The following is a 17,773-nucleotide window of genomic DNA, read 5'->3' as shown; positions in this document are numbered from 1 at the left end:
TGTCAAGTATAGAATTAAAGTAGAAGTGAGGTGTATAGATTATTTTCGAAACTTCCACCAGTTGAAATTGAACGATCTTTCATCTTTAACTTTGAAAACAAAGTACAAGTCGTGGACACCTCCTATTTTTTTGACTTTACTTGAAAGCGTTGCCCATTTCTCCAGCCCTCCTGTATCCTTCAAATTACAGACACCCAATAATTCTCCGTCTAACTTATCGGCATAAATTTCAATCGTTCCATTTGAAGCCGAAGCTATACTCGCCTCAAACTTTTTTGCCCCCTTTTTGAAATCAACACTTCTCACTTTGATAAAATCCCCATTGCTGATCTCGGTTACATATACTCCCACTTCTGTACTGCGCTCTGTTTCAACCCCTTCTTCCCAGGCAATAGTTGCGGCCTCCTGCCGGATGAATGGATCAAGATTTTTCACAGGTTTTACACCTTCTTTTGTAGGAGAGATACGTGGAATACTTCCATCTTCATTATACTGAAACTCATCTAAACACACCGATCGGGTAAAACCTCCGCCACCAGGCAAAGCCCCATTGTGGTAAAAAAAGAATGATCTTCCCTTGTAATCGATTACGCCAGGATGATTTGTGAAAGCACCTCCTTTGCCAATTACACGCATTATAGTATCGCGGTAAACCCAAGGTCCTGTTGCACTTCTGCTGGTTGAATAAGCAAGATGCTCAGGAACTCCACCGGCTGCATAATGCATGTAATACAAGTTATTTCGTTTATAAATCCAGGGACCCTCTTCGTATGCTGAGGGTCTTTTATCTACATCTTTGTATCGTACATTGAATCCTTCCTTATTCAATGGCACCGTTACTACTTCGCCAGAATACGAGACCATGTCTTCATTCAACTTAACATATTTGAGATAGGGATTTCCCCAATAGAGATATGCCTGTCCGTCCTCGTCAATAAAAACAGTTGGGTCTATATCTCCATTACCACTATGCACTAGAGGCCTGCCAATGGCATCTTTAAATGGACCGGTAGGACTATCAGAGACAGCCACACCAATAGACATCCCCATCGTTTCGTGGTTCATAGGTACATACCAATAGAATTTACCATTTCTAGGAATACACTGCCCTGCCCATGCGTCCTTCTTGGCCCAGCTAAATGTTTTGAGCGATAAAGGTGATCCGCGATCAGTCCAGTTTACCATATCTGTAGAAGTATAGCATCTCCAATCCTTCATTGTAAACCAGGTCGATTTATCCTCATCGTGACCTGTATATAGATAGACAGTATCGTTATAAACCATAGGTGCCGGATCTGCAGTGTAAATGGTTTGTATAATAGGATTTTGAGCTTTTGTAACTAATTGTATGAACAGCCCAATCATCGAAAGGCATATTTTTCTTTTATCCATTATTATATTCGTTGTGTGTTTTTTTTTTGTGTGTGTCAAGAGCATGGAATTTAAGTTATTGAAAGCGTAGCCAGTCAACTGACACAGGTGCAGAGCTTTTCATAATTATATAAAGATCATGGACTCCTTTGGGAGCTTTTGCTGAGAACCCATTTTCCCTCCAGCCTCCTGATTTTTTAAGGACTATTTGCCCAATCAAAGGTCCATTTTTACCGTCTGCTCGAAGTTCGAGTAAAGCATCTTCTGCTGCCAAGTTGCGAATTATCAACTTTTTCAGGTTTGTATTATTGAAGTCTACTGAGTTATACCTGACCCAAGCATCTTTTTGGTTAAAATTAACTTTCCAGCCCTTCATGCGGCTTGCGGTATCCAGAAAATCCACTGTAATACCTTGTTCGCTTACCTCTGAATAACGGTCTATTTGTATTACTTTTCTGGCATTGCTCAAGCCTACGCCTCTTAATGTTGGAATTACTTTTCGAATTGTACCATCTTCGTTGAAAAACAGACTATCTACCCTTATCGACCTATTTTTATCGAATTTGGGCGACAGATCGTTATGATGATAAAATAAATACCATTGGTTTTTAAATTGTATAAAGGAATGATGGTTGGTCCAACAACCAGTAGGCGATTCATCCATGATGACTCCGGCAAACTTGAACGGACCGAGAGGATTGTTTCCTACAGCATATTCCAGCCTTTCAATCCTATTCTCTACATGCGGGTAGGTCATGTAATAAATTCCGTTACGCTCAAAGAGGAAGGGTCCTTCTTTTAAACCCTTGGTAGGAAGATCCTGAAGAACAATAGGTTCTGAAGCTAACTCTAGCATATTCTCCTTAAGCTTTGCCCCATAAATATTTCCTTGCGACCAGTACAGATAGGCCTGGCCATCTTTGTCTATAAAAACATTAGGATCAATACCCTTAACATTCTTTATTGGTGTTGCCTGAGGTACAAATGGTCCTGTAGGTTTGTCAGCAACGGCTACTCCTATTGTAAAACCTTTACCATTTGCATTTGTATCAGCAGGGGTGCTGGGAAAGTAAAAATAGTATTTACCATTCCGGTAAATACAGTCGGGAGCCCACATACTATAGCTCTCAGGTTTTACCCATGGAACCTTATTTTGATGAACGATCATACCATGATCAGTCCAGTCGACAAGATTGCCGGAAGAAAAGACGTGATAATCCTCCATAACGAACCAGTTAGGACGGCCTTTTCCCGGAGCTGGTGGGATATCATGTGACGGATAAACATACACTCTATCGCCAAAAACCCGGGCAGTGGGATCTGCGGTAAATTGGTTAGTAATAAAAGGATTTTGGGCAAATAGGGTACTAGCAAGAAGCACTAAGATTGCCGAAAGACTTCTCCTGAATATATTTTTGAACATTTTAACGGTCAGCTATTTTATTGCACTTAATGGTATTTCTAGGGCTATTTCAACTTATACCCTAGCAGGGAAAGCATTTTTAATCCATATCTTTTTCCAAGCTCCCTGTATCCTGCAGCTGAAAAATGAAGATTGTCAGTTGTGTCTTCACAGCCACTTGACGAAATCACATAAGAATTAGGGATAACTTCAGGAAGGGTGGCGATAATTTTATTCATACTAGCACAGATACCTCCCTGGTCTGCATGAACCACTTCTCCAGCCAGGAGAGGAACAGAACCTGATTGAAGATTCAAATCATTCAAGAGGTTATTGTATACATTTTTAACTTTTCCGGGCCAGGTAGCATCATTAGTATTTGATTCGCCCTGATGTAGTAGGATGCCTTTTATTACCCCCTTCTTTTGTGCCAGCTTGGCCATCTCTACAAGTCGGCCGTAAGGGTTTCCATCATATTCTTTTACAGTGTTTTGCAACCAATTTGGAGCAGAGGAAACATAAGACTGATAATTATCTTTATCAAATAATTCTATTTTACAGCCACCTACAGCGACATTAATTACCCCTACTTTTACATCTTTAGGCAGATTCTCTATAAGAGTGCGACCGAAATAATCGGCAGGTGTTAGACCTGTTTTACACCTTGCCAAGGGAGGAACAGCCGGGTACCAACTGCCCTTGGTTCTCTTTAAAGCAGGGCAATCAACTGCTTCAAGAACCTGGAAGCGTGGATCAACCAGAGTATCAATAGGTTCAAATTTGGCATTTCCCTCCATATTCGATTGTCCGAGACATAAGAATATATAGAATTTCGAGTCTTGTGAAAAGCAATCCAGGCTAGATGATAAAAATGCTAAAAAAGCAACTACAACACGTATTCGTTTCATTTCTTGTTTATAACGGTAAGCAGAGTTAGTTTTAAAGCAAAGCTATTTGAACAGCTATTGCTGAAGGGGGACAAATGTGAAAATGAATATCACTTTTGTTAAAAGGGCCAAAATTTATTTTAAAAATAACGCTTCATCATTCTTTTGAAAGTCAAGGAGTAAATATGTTATTCCCGGGCATAGAAAGTATATTCATTGCCAGCCAGTGTAGCTACATCAAATACTACAGTACCTTCAAGCGGAGGAACTACAAAAGTTGCTTTTGGAGAGACAACCGGATCCGGGGTTGCGGGAACTCTATAAAAAGGATTGCTATTCTGACCTGAAGCAACTTTTAACTTAATACCAGGAGACTTAAGCGGTTGACCTCATTCGCTTCTGTTTTCCTTCAAAAAAGAGCTTTCGTATTGCCTCTAGGGAATCCAAAGCACTAGGATTATCATTGCGATTGGGACCTCCGCTCCAAAGTGTGTGCTCGTTCATTTGAATCGTCTCTGTCTCAACATTCCCATAAACCATAGCTCCCAGCCTTCCATTTCCTATAGGTAACGCATTTTCCCATACCTTGCCTGAAGGTTTGTTGTACCAAAGTTTTAAAGAGGAATGTTGCGATGAGTTTGACAAATTTTGGGCATATATTTGCCTATTAATCAGAAATAAAATCAAGATGATAGTTAAAAAACCTCTTGTTAATTGAGAAGCAAGTGTTTCAGCTAAGGAACCCGAATTATTCTTAATCATCGTCCTACTTTATTGGAGCCAAAACCATTCCTCCACCAGACTGCATCTCCACCTCCAGCAGGCCATTCTTCTTAATTTCTACTTCCTTCAGGTATGGATCCTTATTCTGACTATCGCCAATCATTCGCACTTTTCTTCCCGCAAGCATAGGCAGTTGTACTTTTAGTTTTAAGGGATTTTTCTCTGCGTTTACACCAGCCACATACCAGTTATCACCGTTACGGCGAGCTAATACACAATATTTACCAGGATACCCATCAATATAAACAGTTTCATCCCAGGTAGTTGGTACCTGCTTCATAAATTCAATTTCGAATGGAGGAACGTCTGTCAGATTATTAGGAGTGAGGCCAAACATTTGCACAGGGTTTTGGAATAGTACGGCTGTAGCCAGCTGGAAAGCATCAGTTGTTAGTCGTTTGTTTCTACCTTCGTTACTTTTTACCAGGAACTTATTGAGGAGCGTGCCACCGAATTCCATACTTCCTACAGTGTTTCTGATAAAGGGATGAAGTGTAGCGTTATACGCCTCGGACTCTCTGACTGCCTGAACAAAAACCAGCATCTCTGATGCAACTACAGCTTCACTGCCTACAAAATTAGGATACATTCGTTCCCATCCCCTGGGAAGAGTTGTTCCATGAAATACGATCATCAGGCCATAGTCGTTGGCATCAGAAAGGATATCTTCATACAAGCGCATATTTTCCTGCTTGTCACCTCCAAAGAAATCCACTTTCAAGCCTTTAACTCCGGCCTCCTGTAGCCAATTCATCTCCTTCTTTCTCTCGATGGAGGTATTCATTTTATTCCTTGGTCCTTGTGGAGCATCATTAAAAGGACCGTTTGAATTATACCATAAGAATACATCGACTCCCTTGGATTTTGCATAACTGATCAGGTCCTTCATACGCTCTTTCCCAATATTAGTATCCCAAAGGGCGTCGATCAAAATGTACTCATACTTCAAGCTAGCTGCCAGATCAATAAATTTAACCTGATCTTCGTAGTTCATACTGTTATCTTGCCATACTATCCAACTCCAGGTAGACTTCCCATATCTATATTTTTGGGAAGGCTCGTATAAAGGATCAACCACATCGAATGGGATAGTGGTTTCAACAATTGGTTTTAGATTATCACCAACGGTTATTGTTCGCCATGGAGTTGCCCCTGGTAATGCGATTGCTGCCCCAGTACTGCCAAAGCCATTATTCTGCCTTACGTCCGGATATTCTATACTATAAATACCGTCCTTTGAACACTCGCCGAGGTGTGATCCGCAATATTGGCTGCTTACCCCAGTTTCAGAAAGAAGCACCCAACCATTATTGCCTATGCGAAAGAGTCCCGGAAATACATATCCCCCACTTTGCGGATTATTTTTTACCATTGGAGCATCTGCAATATATCCACTTTCATAGCTTGGGGCTGTCCTTGCAAAACCAGTCATAGGACGCATCATCGGAGACAAGAAAGTGGTTGTATAGGAAGGAAATCTGAATCCTGTTGTCTCCTTCTCAATAACGCAAGACCGTCGTTCTCCCCATTCAGGTAATTCATACCTGAAAGCTATATCATTATTGCTTACCTGAAAAACAACACTTATCTGCTTTTTCTGAGTATTCTCCAGAACGCAGGTAAGCTTATTAGCACGGTATTTTACCTCAGATCTCTTTATCTTATCTTGAACATAATCTTTACTTATTGAAGCTTCGGACTTGCCAAGATATTTCATGTTGGCACTGAAATCGCCCTCATTTGTTTTAAGTCCTAGTGGCGAATTTTCCAGTATTGTTTTACCCTTATAAATGACAGAATACATGGGAGTGCCAGATTGCACTGTTATATTTAACTTTAAGTATTTGTCTGGACTTAAAACCATCGCATCCTGCGAAAACCCGGATGAGAACAAAAAAGACAGCATAGCTGAAAGGAAAAATTTTTTCATCGTTCAAGATTGATTAGTTAGCTAGTGTGTAGTGTGTGTGAGTGTGTGTGTATGTGCGTGCGTATGTGAATTATTATTTTGGATTCTCAGTATCAACACCAGATAAAATACTATTAATCGGTAATAGATGCCGAAGAACCGAGAACAGTATACTGAGAAAACAGAGCTGTATTTACCGGTTTAAACAAAAGCTGAGAAAACATGTACAGATCGTTCTTCCAAACCTTGAAATCATGACCACCTGGTTCAACATAAAAGATATGAGGAACTTTATTGTTCCGAAGATAATCATGCATACGGGCGCTAATGCGCATTAGGTTATCCTGATCACCGCAAGAGATCCATAATAATTTCAAGTTCTTCGTTGCTTCTTCAGGTTTAGGCAACAGCTCTTCCGGATTTCTGGTATTTGGGGCAGAGGAAAAACCAGCCACCCAAGCAAATTTATCCAGATTACCGAGACCAATGTTCAATGACTGCCCCCCTCCCATGGATAAACCAGCAATAGCACGATTTTCCCTGTCGGTAAAGACTTTATACTTCTTTTCAACAAAAGGGATAAGGTCATTTAGCAGATCTTTTTCAAAAGTGGCGAAAGCCTGAACCTTATCCGATCCGTAAATATTTCCAATCGCCCGATCATCTTTCATTGCCCTTCCATTCGGTAACACAACAATCATCGGACTTAGTTTTTTTTGGAAATATAGGTTATCAAGAATGATTTGAGGTTGTCCATTCTTGAACCATTCTTTCTCATCTCCTCCTATTCCATGCAGTAGGTACAGTACAGGATATTTTTTATTTTTCTTATATCCCGGAGGTGTGTAGACTAAAGCATTACGATTAGTGCCAACTGTTGCCGAAGAGTAGGTTACAGTATCTATAGTGCCATGCGGGATGTTTTCAAGGAAACTATCAAAACGTTGTGGCGCTTGCTTCTCTGAAAGCTGTGCATTACTTGCAAAAGGTGTAAGCAGAAAGACAAAGAAGAAAATTTGCAGGTATTTCATAATTGATTAGAATAATAATGATTACTTAAGCCGTACCTGAGTAACAGCAATCCGTGTGTCTGTTCATCGAGCAATAAAAGTAATGCCGAGATGTATAAACAGAGGCTACGTTTGTGCAACAAGCTTATACTAATGTTAAAAAGGGCAAAATGATTTAGGCTGAAAATAAAAATGGCCGCCCGAGAGCAGCCATTTATAACCTATTATAGAAATGTAATTTTATTGATAGCCTGGGTTTTGATATGCAGCTTTTTCTTCAGCACTCATATCCAAAGCATCAATTTGTCCCTGAGGTATCGGGCGTAAATAATGGAACGGCTGAATAGTACGAGTAACAGTAACTGGAGTATGATCGCCTTTAGCTGTTCCTGCTATTCTATAAGTTGAGGCCAAATCGTTCCATTTCTGCGTTCTAATTAAATCAAACCAGCGGTACCCTTCCCCATAATATTCTCTTGAACGTTCAGCTAAAATATAATCGATAGTAATAGTAGTTGGGGTAGCAGCAATCAAAGTTGCGCTATTATCCTGAACCTTTTCTGTATTTCCATTATTATCCCAACGCCATTTACCGGCACGTCCTCGAATTACGTTTAATAATTCTCTTGCACTTTTACCAGACTTAATAGTTGCTCCTTTTACGGCTGCCTCTGCAGCAATGAAATAAAGTTCTGAGAATTTAGCAATATTAAATGGACGGGTACTTCCTGCATTTGGTTGGCCTAATCCTCCGTTGTTATCAGTACGATAAGGTCCAAGCTTCCAGAGGCCGGGATAGACGATCCGGCTAATTCCATTTGGGGAAATTACATAATCTGCTCTTCCGGGTAATTGACCGGCTCCAACATTGCTTCTACCTGCATCACTAGGATAGGTGATCGGAACGGTAGGCTCTTCATTCAAGAAAGTTAAAATAGGCTCTCCCGGGCTAACTGGTAAATTATTTGCGTTATACACAACTGCCTGTGCAGGAGGAGTACCAGGGGTGGCTTTTTGCCAATTTCCACGGTATACTGTTGTAAAGGTTCCATCGTAGCGCGAATCAAGTGTTTTATCGGCAAAAGTGTTTGTAAACACACCAATGGGAGGAGCCATTCTAACCCAAGGGCGGCCTAGGGGCTGCGCTGCCTCACGAAGAACGGAAGCGAAAGATGCTGCTCCTCCTGGAGTAGTTGCACTTCTCAGGTCTGGATAGTTCCAAGTCATCATCCAACTGGCAAAATTATCCGGAGCGCCTCCACTCCCAAATGACAAGCTTGATCCATTATAAAACTCACTAGTCTGAGTATGATCTGCATATAATAGAATCTCTTTATTTCGGTCGTTTGTGCCAACATTCACATCGTAGTAGGTCGGTTGAAGAGCAAATGGACCTGGATTATCGATAGCTGTAGTTGCAACATCGTAAGCCTGCTGAAAATACCATTGAGAATCATGTCCATCAGGATCAGTGCGCGGGGTTGCAGGGTAAGTTGGAATATTGTTGGGATTTTGAAGCCACCATCCATAAGTAAGGTATGCTTTTGCCAGATAAAGCCGTGCAAGAGTTTTGGTGGCACCGCCTGTTACTCTTCCAGCAACTGGAAGATCATTCACAGCCTTCAGGAGATCCGGAAATACTGCTTTTGTATAAACTTCGGGGACAGTATTACGCTTGGAAACCCTAACTGGATTAGTATTAAACCTTAACTCTCCGGCTCCTAAATCTAACGGTACGCCTCCAAACGTTTGAACTAGATGGAAATAGTCAAATGCCCGAAAAAAACGTGCTTCGGCGATTAAAGCCTCAGAAATGCCAACCGCTGCAGCATTTTCTATTATCCCACTTGCCGTATTGATATTAGAAAAAGATGCACCCCATAAAACATCCGCCCGGCTAGTCGTCGGTGTTAATTGCCCTACACCTGAAAAGTCCATGTCTTTAAAGTTACCATCAGCACTTTGCCCCCAGGTGGCCTCATCAGTTCCTGTTTGGGTTGCGTTATAATAATACGCTTGCCCGTAGATATAACGCAGATGTGCATATTGGCTAGTTAAACCACCTAGCACACCATTTTCTGTTTTGAAGAAAGTTGGGTCGAATATATTTCGAGGATTCTCTTCTAATATTTTTGAACAGCTAGCTACGGACATAGCGAGTATTGCTGCTCCTATAAAGGATTTTATTTGTACTCGTTTCATAATTGGAATTATTAAAAGGTCAAATTAGCACCAAACAAATAGGTCCGGGTTGAAGGAGCGTTTGTTCCCACCGTAAGAATTCTTCTTAATTCCTGACCATAGGCCACCGCCGCGTTCTCGTTACCGTAAGAGTTTGTCTCAGGGTCCTGGCCGGACTCGCGGTGATATGGCGAGAACAGGACAAAAGGATTTTGTGCCGTAAAGTAAACCCTTAATCTATCGATACCAGTCTTCTTAAACCAGCCATTTTGTTGAAAATTATACCCAAGCGTTATTGTTCGCAACTTTAGGTAGGAAGCATCAAAGTAACCAAGAGTACTCCCATATTTAGGATTATCTCCACTACGCGGTCCAGCTGGGTTAGGATACTTAGCATCGGTATTCTCTGGGGTCCAGTAATCCACCTTAACATTGCCCCTCCGACCTGTCAACATATTTAAGTAACCAGCTGACCCGTAAAGGGTGCTATTAAGGACGCCACCACGCTTGAAAACGCCAACGGCGCTTAGGTCAAATCCTTTATAACCAACCCTTGTATTAAAACCTCCCTGAAAATCAGGATCGATTTTTAGAATTTGTCTATCTGCAGCTCCAATAGCTCTAACTGGAGTCCCATCTGCATTATAATCTCCTGTATACTTTACCTTGATCATTCCCACACTACCTCCGGGTTCAAGCACATTCCGGTATGGGTCTCCCTCTTGCCATAGGCCTACCTTTTCGTAATCGTAAATAACATTTATCGGCTGCCCTACGAAGAACCAATTAAACTCATCTCTGGTGCTTCCGTTAGCAAGAGAGACAATTTTATTACGGTTATTGTAAATGTTTAGCCCAGCCTCCCAAGTCCAACCATTTCGATTATTTAGAATTACGCCGTTAAGTGAAAGCTCAATTCCTTTATTTTGAGTCTTTCCAATGTTAGCTGTCAAACTATTAACTCCAGAGGTTGGCGGTAATCCCACATTGTACAGAATATCCTCAGTATTTGTAACGTAATACTCAAGGGTTCCTGATAGCCTGTTATTTAATACGCCGAAGTCAAGGCCGTAATTCCATGTTTTGGAAAATTCCCAACCTAAATTCTGGTTCGGTAACTCTGTTACATAATAACCGGTGGAGTAGGTTGCGTCTCCAAAATTGTATGGCCGAGTACCTAACCGACCTAGGGTTGAATATGGCGCTATAGATTGGTTAGAGGTTTGTCCATAGCCTGCCCGAAGTTTAAGTTGGTTAATAACACTAAAGTCCTTCATAAAGCTCTCATTTGCGATATTCCAACCAGCCGAGATGGCAGGATAAGTATGCCATTTATGTCCAGGTGCCAAACGAGATGATCCGTCCGAACGCAGGGTAGCGGATAACATATACCGGTTGTCATAAGAGTACATCACTCGCCCCATATATGATAACAAACCGAATATAGTAAGATCTGAACCCACCCGCATTTCTTCTGCTGCTTGATCAAGGTTGTGATACTGAAATTGGTCTGAAGGAAGATTTCTTCCGGAAGCCATTGATGTGCTATATCTGTTTTCAGAGGCAGAGTATAGAGCTACTACATTAAATTGGTGCTTTTCGGCAAACGTACGATCATACGTAAGCAAATTTTCAGCTGTCCAGTCTAGTGTATTTGCATTATTGATAGATGCTGAAGACACATATTTAGGATCAAGATTGTTTACGCCTACTCCTGTAAAGGCTCCATTATTGCTTTGGCGATAATTTAAACCAAGATTTAAACGATATTTAAGACCATTCACCCCTGGAATTTTCACCTCTCCATATAATGTGTTATAGGTTCCAAAAGCTTTTGTCTCATTCAGCCATCGGTCTTGCAAATTGTTCACGATATCCCTTGTATATAACCAAGTTTCATCCTGAGCCATTCTTATAGTTCTTTTCCAGGTTCCATCTTCGTTAAAGGGATTTGCGATAGGAGACATACTTAATGCACCATAAAGACCTACATTCGATCCCTCGGTTACATTAAAGTTATTGTTGGTTGTAAAACCTAATCGAAGGTATTTTCCAACACCCTGATCCAAAGATCCTCGGAGGGAATATCTGCCGTATTGCTGGGTGGGGATTACACCTTTATCGTTGAAGTATCCTAAATTAAAATTATAACTACCTTGTTCGGTTCCACCAGACACCCCTAAATCGTAGCTTTGGGTACTTCCAGGCCTGTATAAAAGATCTTGCCAGTCTGTATTTACATCATTTGACTCATCAAGTCCATTTGTGCTGTATAAACCAGCAGCATTACGAAGAGCGACAAACTCAGGTCCGCTCATCATAGGATACTTAGCAAAAACCTCCTTAGGGCCTGCGAATGTATTGAAGTTCAATTTCGCTTTTTGACCTTGCTGTCCTCTATTTGTAGTTACTAATATTACCCCATTAGCCCCACGCGAGCCGTAAATGGCTGTGGCCGAAGCATCTTTTAAAATATCTAAACTCTTGATGTCATTTGGATTGATATCCCCAATAGAACCTGCGAATGGAATTCCATCAAGTACAACAAGAGGATTATTCTCAGCGCTTAGGGATCGTACCCCACGTATACGGATTTGCATGGCAGCACCTGGTTGGGATGATGTTTGAGATAGCTCCACCCCTGGTAGACGGCCCTGTAAGGCCTGTGAAACGTTAGCCGCAGGTACTTCGCGAATTGCGTCTCCCCCAATTGAAGCTACCGATCCAGTGATTGCTTCCCGCCTTTGAGTTCCATAGCCAACCACAACAACTTCTTTGAGACTTTTACTGCTTGGAGCTAGCTTGATGGTTAGAGCGCTTTGACCATTGATTCGAACTTCTTTATTATCGAAGCCAATAAAACTTGCCACTAATGATTGTTCGTTATCAGAGACGGAAATAGAGAACTTTCCATTTACATCCGTTGTCGCCGAACCCGACCCTGATTTTGCTTTAACAGCAGCTCCGGGAAGCGGTTGATTTTGATCATCGAGCACAACTCCCGTTATTCGCCGGGTTTGAGCATACCCTGCTACAGATAGCAAAACAAATAACAAGGATAGAAACGACACCTTGATTTTAAGATTGAAGATTAGTCTTTCCATTAGTACTAATTGAGTTTTTTAAGGAATTGATTAGCATACGTGATTGATAAGCAGAAAAAACAGCGGGGGGGCCGGTCCCTGCCTTTGATAGAGTCTTTCATATTAGTATTTTCAAGAGGGCTATTATATGTGTTAATTGGACCACAGATAATAGCTTACTTTAATTGATTAATATTACAAAACTAGGGTGAGGATGATAGTGGTTAGGGCAATTTTGGTTAAAATGATAGCATTAATGTTAAAATGGTGCTTCCATCAGCTATTACTGATGGTAAGTGTAAAACGCTAGAAAAGTCAGTTCCTTTAAGCAGAGGGCTAGAAAAAATGTTTAAAGCTCGAAAGGCTTTGTTGAAAACCTTTTACGCTCTTTACAAGATTGGTCCGCTTTCTATTTCGAATTATTCTTTATAAAATCGTTTATGATCCGGCTGACCGGGTGTTCGATATTAAGTACCTCCTGCAAGTACTCTTTCTGTTCTTCGGACTTGAAAGAGTCTAAGAACTTATGTTCTTCCACCCCTAAAGATTTAAACGCTAGTGGATCCTCTTCGAAAAATCGAAAGGGAATTGGCCCGAAATAAAGTTTAATAATACTATGATGACCCTGGTATTTCTTAATTTCATCATACTGAAGTTTCACATGCTCCTTTTTTCCTTCCGCGGAGAGCAAAATATTGCCACGTGCATTAATAACGATACCCGTTATTCCGTTTTTCTTCCGTATCTCTCTCCTTCTGTACAGGTCTTTCTCTATCTGCTCAAGTGTAATGTCTTTCATTGTTGTGCTTAACAGCACAATGCTCCACAGTCCATAATCACTTTCCATAAAAAACAATATTTAAATTTGCAGGCCTTTTTGTCTAAAAAAATTGATTCTAAAACATAACAATGCAATTAAGTTGCTCTGTGCTTTCTAAAGTTAAAGATTCATATATGAGATAGTTTCTTGGCTACTTCTACGGCAGTTGCACATGGATGTTACAATAGTTAGAAACCAAGTAACCTGATTACAAATAGGGTTTGAAATCTTGAGGGTAACTAAAAAACTACAATTAAAGAAACCACATAAGTAGTATTTTCTAACAGGGATGTATTAATTGGGTTTAGCCCAGGTTAGAAACGATAAGCGTCCGAATTAAAATGGGCTAATGTTCCCAAGTTTTATGTGGCTAGTACATCTATTGGCTATTTAAGTTTCTTATAGGTCACTGAAGGACCGTCAAAAGCATCTAACCAAATTGTTAATTGGTCACTTTCAATTGTTACAAAGGATCTTGGCGAGTCAAACTCTTCGTTAAAAATTATTCTATTTAGCCTCTTATTATATAGTATCGAGTTTTCCTGCCTGATGCTATAAGAACCACTCTCCACTAAATTCCAATGATCATACCTCTCATAGCTTTGTCTGGAGATCTTTAATAAATTTCCGTTTCCGCTAGTATTCTTATTCATTCTTCCTGTCATTCCATTAACAGAACCGGCAAGTTCCCATTCTCCAACCATTGCGTTTGATATGGGCGCTTCCTTTTTACAGGCTGTTAGCACGTAAAAAATCATTGAAAATGCGTAAATAAAATATCTAATCATGTTAAGCGTAATAATTTTAACACTTAACGAATTATAAGGGCAAAACGCGACATGATATTAGAAGGCCATTATGCAGCATGTAAAGATTTCAATATTACCACCTTAATGCTTTCTCAAGTTTTAGTTTAATATTAATTCACTTCGTCAGTAAACAAATACTAATTTTGCCGCCTCGCAATTAAGATCAATCGCAGCATTTTCAAGGATCCTGCGTTCTGCGTTGAAGTATTTGAAGCTCCTTAAGAAATTAATGTAAATGATAGAACTTTTCACAGATGGTGCCTCACGTGGAAACCCTGGCCCAGGTGGCTACGGAGCAATTTTAAGGTCAGGTCCCCATTATAAAGAACTCTCGGCAGGGTACAGATTGACTACGAATAATAGAATGGAGTTACTAGCGGTTATTGCCGGGCTGGAGGCTATTAAAAAACAGGGACAAGATGTGCTCGTATATTCAGACTCGAAATATGTGGTAGAGGCAGTAGAAAAGAAATGGGTTTTCGGTTGGTTAAATAAGGGTTTCGCCGGTAAAAAAAATAAAGACTTGTGGCTTCGCTTCTTACAAGTTTACAAATTGCATAACGTCAAGTTTCGATGGATCAAAGGCCATGCTGGGCACCCAGAAAATGAGCGCTGCGACCGGTTAGCAGTCGCAGCATCTCAACAAAAAGATAAACTATTGATTGATTCAGTGTTCGAAGTTGAAAATGGACGTGAATAGATCCGTTTTAATCAATACCTCCCACTACTCCCAGTTTATTTAGCTCTTTTTCAATGGAATCGACTACAAGAGGTGCCTCCTTCTTTTCTACCTTCAATGCTCCCGTTATGTCTACTACTTTTTTAGGAGCTATTTCTGGAGAAAAATCCATCATCATTTCCTCAGCTTTTTTAACCATTTCCTCAGAGCCAATAAAAATGGCGGAACGCTGATGCAAAGACTCTACATTCAGTTCAAGAATTCTTTCGAAGCCTGTAGTGGCGCGACCTCCTGCCTGCTCAATAATAAAGGCCATAGGATTACATTCGTAAACTAAGCGCAGTTTGCCATTAGGAGCACTGGATGTAGTTGGATAAATAAATATTCCCCCTTTCAATAAGTTACGGTGTAAGTCTGCCACCATAGAACCGATATAACGAGAAACGTAAGGGCGATTAGTATTTTTATCTTCAACCTGGCAGTATTTTAAGTACCGCTTTACACCAGAGGGAAAATGAACATAATTTCCCTCGTTAATTGAATATATGTTTCCCGTCTTAGGAATTTTCATATTGGGATGTGACAAGCAGAATTCTCCAATGGAAGGATCAAGAGTAAACCCGTTTACCCCTTTTCCAGTAGTGTAAACCAACATAGTTGATGCTCCATACACTACATATCCTGCCGCTACTTGTTCTGTACCATTTTGCAATGCATCCTCAATAGTAGCTCTTCCATCGACGGATTTTCGCCTGTAAATAGAAAATATAGTACCAATAGAAACATTAACATCAATATTTGACGAACCGTCAAGGGGATCAATAGCTACTATGTACTTTGCATTTTTAGAAACTTCAGATTCTATATACACTGGGTCATCGTTCTCTTCTGAAATAATAATACAACATTCACCTCCACAGGTCAAAGCTGAGATGAACTGTTCATTTGCATAGACATCTAATTTTTTCTGTGCTTCACCATGAGAGTTGGTGGTTCCCACTTCACCCAGAATATTAACAAGACCTGCCTTATTTACTTCACGGTTGACGATTTTGGCGGCTATACCAATATCTCTTAATAACCGTGACAATTCTCCCTTGGCATAAGGAAAATCTTTTTGTTTTTCAATGATAAATTGACCTAGTGTTTTTACTGCTGACATAGTACTTAGTGTATTTTTTACATTATCTAATCCCCAATTCTATCACCTCTAAGGTATGGATTTTTTCTCCAGAAATGCAGAATTTCAATAAAGAACGCATTTTATGCCATCCTTGTTTGCCTGCTGCACCAGGATTTAAGTGTAAAGTGCCAATTTTTTTATCAAAGATCACCTTTAAAATATGAGAGTGCCCGGCGATAAAAATTTTTGGTGGATTAGCGAAGATTTCCTCCTTAATTTTTGGATTATACTTGCCCGGATAACCACCAATATGTGTCATCCAAACATCTACTTCCTCACACTTAAATCGCAAATGTTCCGGATAAACCGTTCGGATATCCCTTCCGTCGATATTTCCATATACCCCTCTTAGCGGCTTGAATGCAGCAAGTTTATCAGCGAGATCGAGGTTCCCAAAGTCGCCGGCATGCCATATCTCGTCGCATTCGTTAAAATATTTAAATACTTTATCGTCGAGATACCCGTGGGTATCTGAGATTAAACCGATAGTAGTCATTAATATTGGTTACGTAAGATGGTAGACGTTCTGCTAATATATTACCATTATTGGAATATTGTAAAAAATTGTTTTAAATTATTAACAAATTGTTCGGAATACTCTTTTTGCTTTGAATATATTACAAAATCTTTCTCGCTTGCCGTTTTTTCTATTTGGGATATACTAATTATCTGACGGTGCACCTGAGAGTCTGCAAACGAACGAACATTAATCACACTTGAAATAAAAAGACCTTTTAGGGCAATAAGGCGTTTTACCATTAATGCAGTTTCGTTAGGTAATATAAGCGAGGCAACACCTATGGGACTTATATGATCAATTATAAAGTCAACTAATTCCCTAAAAAAATTAAGATCCGCGTGCCTCGCTGTCTGTTTCTTTTCGTCAGGATTCTTTAGCGCATCTATAAAAAATGGAGGATTACTAACAATAAGGTCGAATTTTTCATGAGGAAAGTCAATAGATAATTGCTGAAAGGAACAGGCGTGCAAATGCATCCTATTTGAAAAAGGTGAATTCCTAAAATTAATGCTAGATCGTTCTGCGGCTTTTTCCTCTATCTCAACAGCATGAACAGTAGCATTAGGAAAACGTTGGGCTAACATTAGAGCAACAACGCCAGTTCCCGTTCCTATATCCAGAATAGTACCCGGATTAATAGCATCGGAAAGTGCACCAAGAACAGTTCCATCTGTGTTAATCTTCATTGCACAACCAGTTTGATCGACTTCAAACTGCTTGAAGCGGAAAATACTATTTCTCGTAGAGCTCAAGTGGAAGGTTATCTGGATCAGCAAAGAAAGTAAAACGTTTGCCGGTAATTTCATCAATTCTAACGGCCTCAACACTGATCCCAAATCTTGTTAGCGTTTCAACGGCTAACTCAATATTATCAGTAGCGAAGGCCAGATGACGCAGGCCTTGTGCTTCCGGACGAGATGGACGCGGAGGGGTATTTGGAAATGAAAATAGCTCGATCTGCGTATTTCCAATTTCTAAATCCAGTTTATAAGAGTCCCTTTCTGCCCTGTAAATCTCTGATATAATCTTAAGTCCCAGTATTTCAGTATAAAATTTCTTAGAGACTGAATAATCAGAGCAAATAATAGCGACGTGATGGATGTTTGATATATTCAACATAAGACAAAAATAAGGCA

At 40.2% G+C, this 17,773-nt stretch carries 15 protein-coding genes; 1 reads left to right on the top strand and 14 read right to left on the bottom strand.

Annotated features, from left to right (window positions below):
* Positions 1–39 precede the first annotated feature (39 nt).
* From J4N25_RS19385 to J4N25_RS19340, 10 genes are all read right to left on the bottom strand, one after another.
* Positions 40–1,392, bottom strand: coding sequence for a glycoside hydrolase family 43 protein (locus J4N25_RS19385; protein ID WP_207423449.1), 1,353 nt, complete (start codon positions 1,390–1,392; stop codon positions 40–42).
* A gap of 55 nt (positions 1,393–1,447) precedes the next feature.
* Positions 1,448–2,794, bottom strand: a complete 1,347-nt coding sequence (locus tag J4N25_RS19380; protein ID WP_207423448.1) for a family 43 glycosylhydrolase — start codon at positions 2,792–2,794, stop codon at positions 1,448–1,450.
* 44 nt (positions 2,795–2,838) lie between these two features.
* Positions 2,839–3,681: a sialate O-acetylesterase gene (locus J4N25_RS19375; protein WP_207423447.1), complete on the bottom strand. Its 843-nt coding sequence runs from the start codon at positions 3,679–3,681 to the stop codon at positions 2,839–2,841.
* Between the two features lie 354 nt (positions 3,682–4,035).
* Positions 4,036–4,422 (bottom strand): glycoside hydrolase N-terminal domain-containing protein, encoded by a 387-nt coding sequence (locus J4N25_RS19370; RefSeq protein ID WP_242695950.1) that lies wholly within the window; start codon positions 4,420–4,422, stop codon positions 4,036–4,038.
* 4 nt (positions 4,423–4,426) lie between these two features.
* On the bottom strand, positions 4,427–6,373 hold the full coding sequence (locus J4N25_RS19365) for a glycoside hydrolase family 97 protein (protein WP_207423446.1): 1,947 nt from the start codon (positions 6,371–6,373) through the stop codon (positions 4,427–4,429).
* A gap of 113 nt (positions 6,374–6,486) precedes the next feature.
* Positions 6,487–7,383: an alpha/beta hydrolase gene (locus J4N25_RS19360; protein WP_207423445.1), complete on the bottom strand. Its 897-nt coding sequence runs from the start codon at positions 7,381–7,383 to the stop codon at positions 6,487–6,489.
* 219 nt (positions 7,384–7,602) lie between these two features.
* Positions 7,603–9,564, bottom strand: coding sequence for a RagB/SusD family nutrient uptake outer membrane protein (locus J4N25_RS19355; protein ID WP_207423444.1), 1,962 nt, complete (start codon positions 9,562–9,564; stop codon positions 7,603–7,605).
* Positions 9,565–9,575: 11 nt separating this feature from the next.
* Positions 9,576–12,647: a SusC/RagA family TonB-linked outer membrane protein gene (locus J4N25_RS19350; RefSeq protein WP_207423443.1), complete on the bottom strand. Its 3,072-nt coding sequence runs from the start codon at positions 12,645–12,647 to the stop codon at positions 9,576–9,578.
* A 388-nt stretch (positions 12,648–13,035) separates the two neighbouring features.
* Positions 13,036–13,473: a BLUF domain-containing protein gene (locus J4N25_RS19345; protein ID WP_207423442.1), complete on the bottom strand. Its 438-nt coding sequence runs from the start codon at positions 13,471–13,473 to the stop codon at positions 13,036–13,038.
* A gap of 359 nt (positions 13,474–13,832) precedes the next feature.
* On the bottom strand, positions 13,833–14,234 hold the full coding sequence (locus J4N25_RS19340) for a hypothetical protein (protein WP_207423441.1): 402 nt from the start codon (positions 14,232–14,234) through the stop codon (positions 13,833–13,835).
* A gap of 256 nt (positions 14,235–14,490) precedes the next feature.
* Between J4N25_RS19340 and rnhA the strand changes: the two genes are divergently transcribed.
* On the top strand, positions 14,491–14,955 hold the full coding sequence (rnhA, locus tag J4N25_RS19335) for a ribonuclease HI (protein ID WP_207423440.1): 465 nt from the start codon (positions 14,491–14,493) through the stop codon (positions 14,953–14,955).
* A 7-nt stretch (positions 14,956–14,962) separates the two neighbouring features.
* On the opposite strand, the gene fbp is transcribed toward rnhA, so the two are convergent.
* From fbp to gloA2, 4 genes are read right to left on the bottom strand one after another with little or no spacing between them, the layout of a single operon-like run.
* A complete protein-coding gene (gene fbp, locus J4N25_RS19330) occupies positions 14,963–16,096 on the bottom strand; it encodes a class 1 fructose-bisphosphatase (protein ID WP_207423439.1) in 1,134 nt (377 codons plus the stop codon).
* 22 nt (positions 16,097–16,118) lie between these two features.
* Positions 16,119–16,613 (bottom strand): metallophosphoesterase family protein, encoded by a 495-nt coding sequence (locus J4N25_RS19325; RefSeq protein WP_207423438.1) that lies wholly within the window; start codon positions 16,611–16,613, stop codon positions 16,119–16,121.
* Between the two features lie 47 nt (positions 16,614–16,660).
* Positions 16,661–17,389 carry a tRNA1(Val) (adenine(37)-N6)-methyltransferase gene (locus J4N25_RS19320; RefSeq protein WP_255537130.1) on the bottom strand — a complete coding sequence of 243 codons (729 nt, stop codon included), beginning with the start codon at positions 17,387–17,389 and terminating at the stop codon, positions 16,661–16,663.
* The gene (gene gloA2 / locus J4N25_RS19315) at positions 17,370–17,756 is read right to left on the bottom strand and encodes an SMU1112c/YaeR family gloxylase I-like metalloprotein (protein ID WP_207423436.1); all 387 of its coding nucleotides are present in this window, start codon (positions 17,754–17,756) and stop codon (positions 17,370–17,372) included. Before gloA2 ends, J4N25_RS19320 begins: the two co-directional genes overlap by 20 nt.
* Between the last annotated feature and the right edge of the window lie 17 nt (positions 17,757–17,773).

Source organism: Desertivirga brevis (assembly GCF_017355835.1).
Note: the sequence above shows the minus strand (reverse complement) of the source record. Positions and strands in the feature narration are given on the sequence as shown.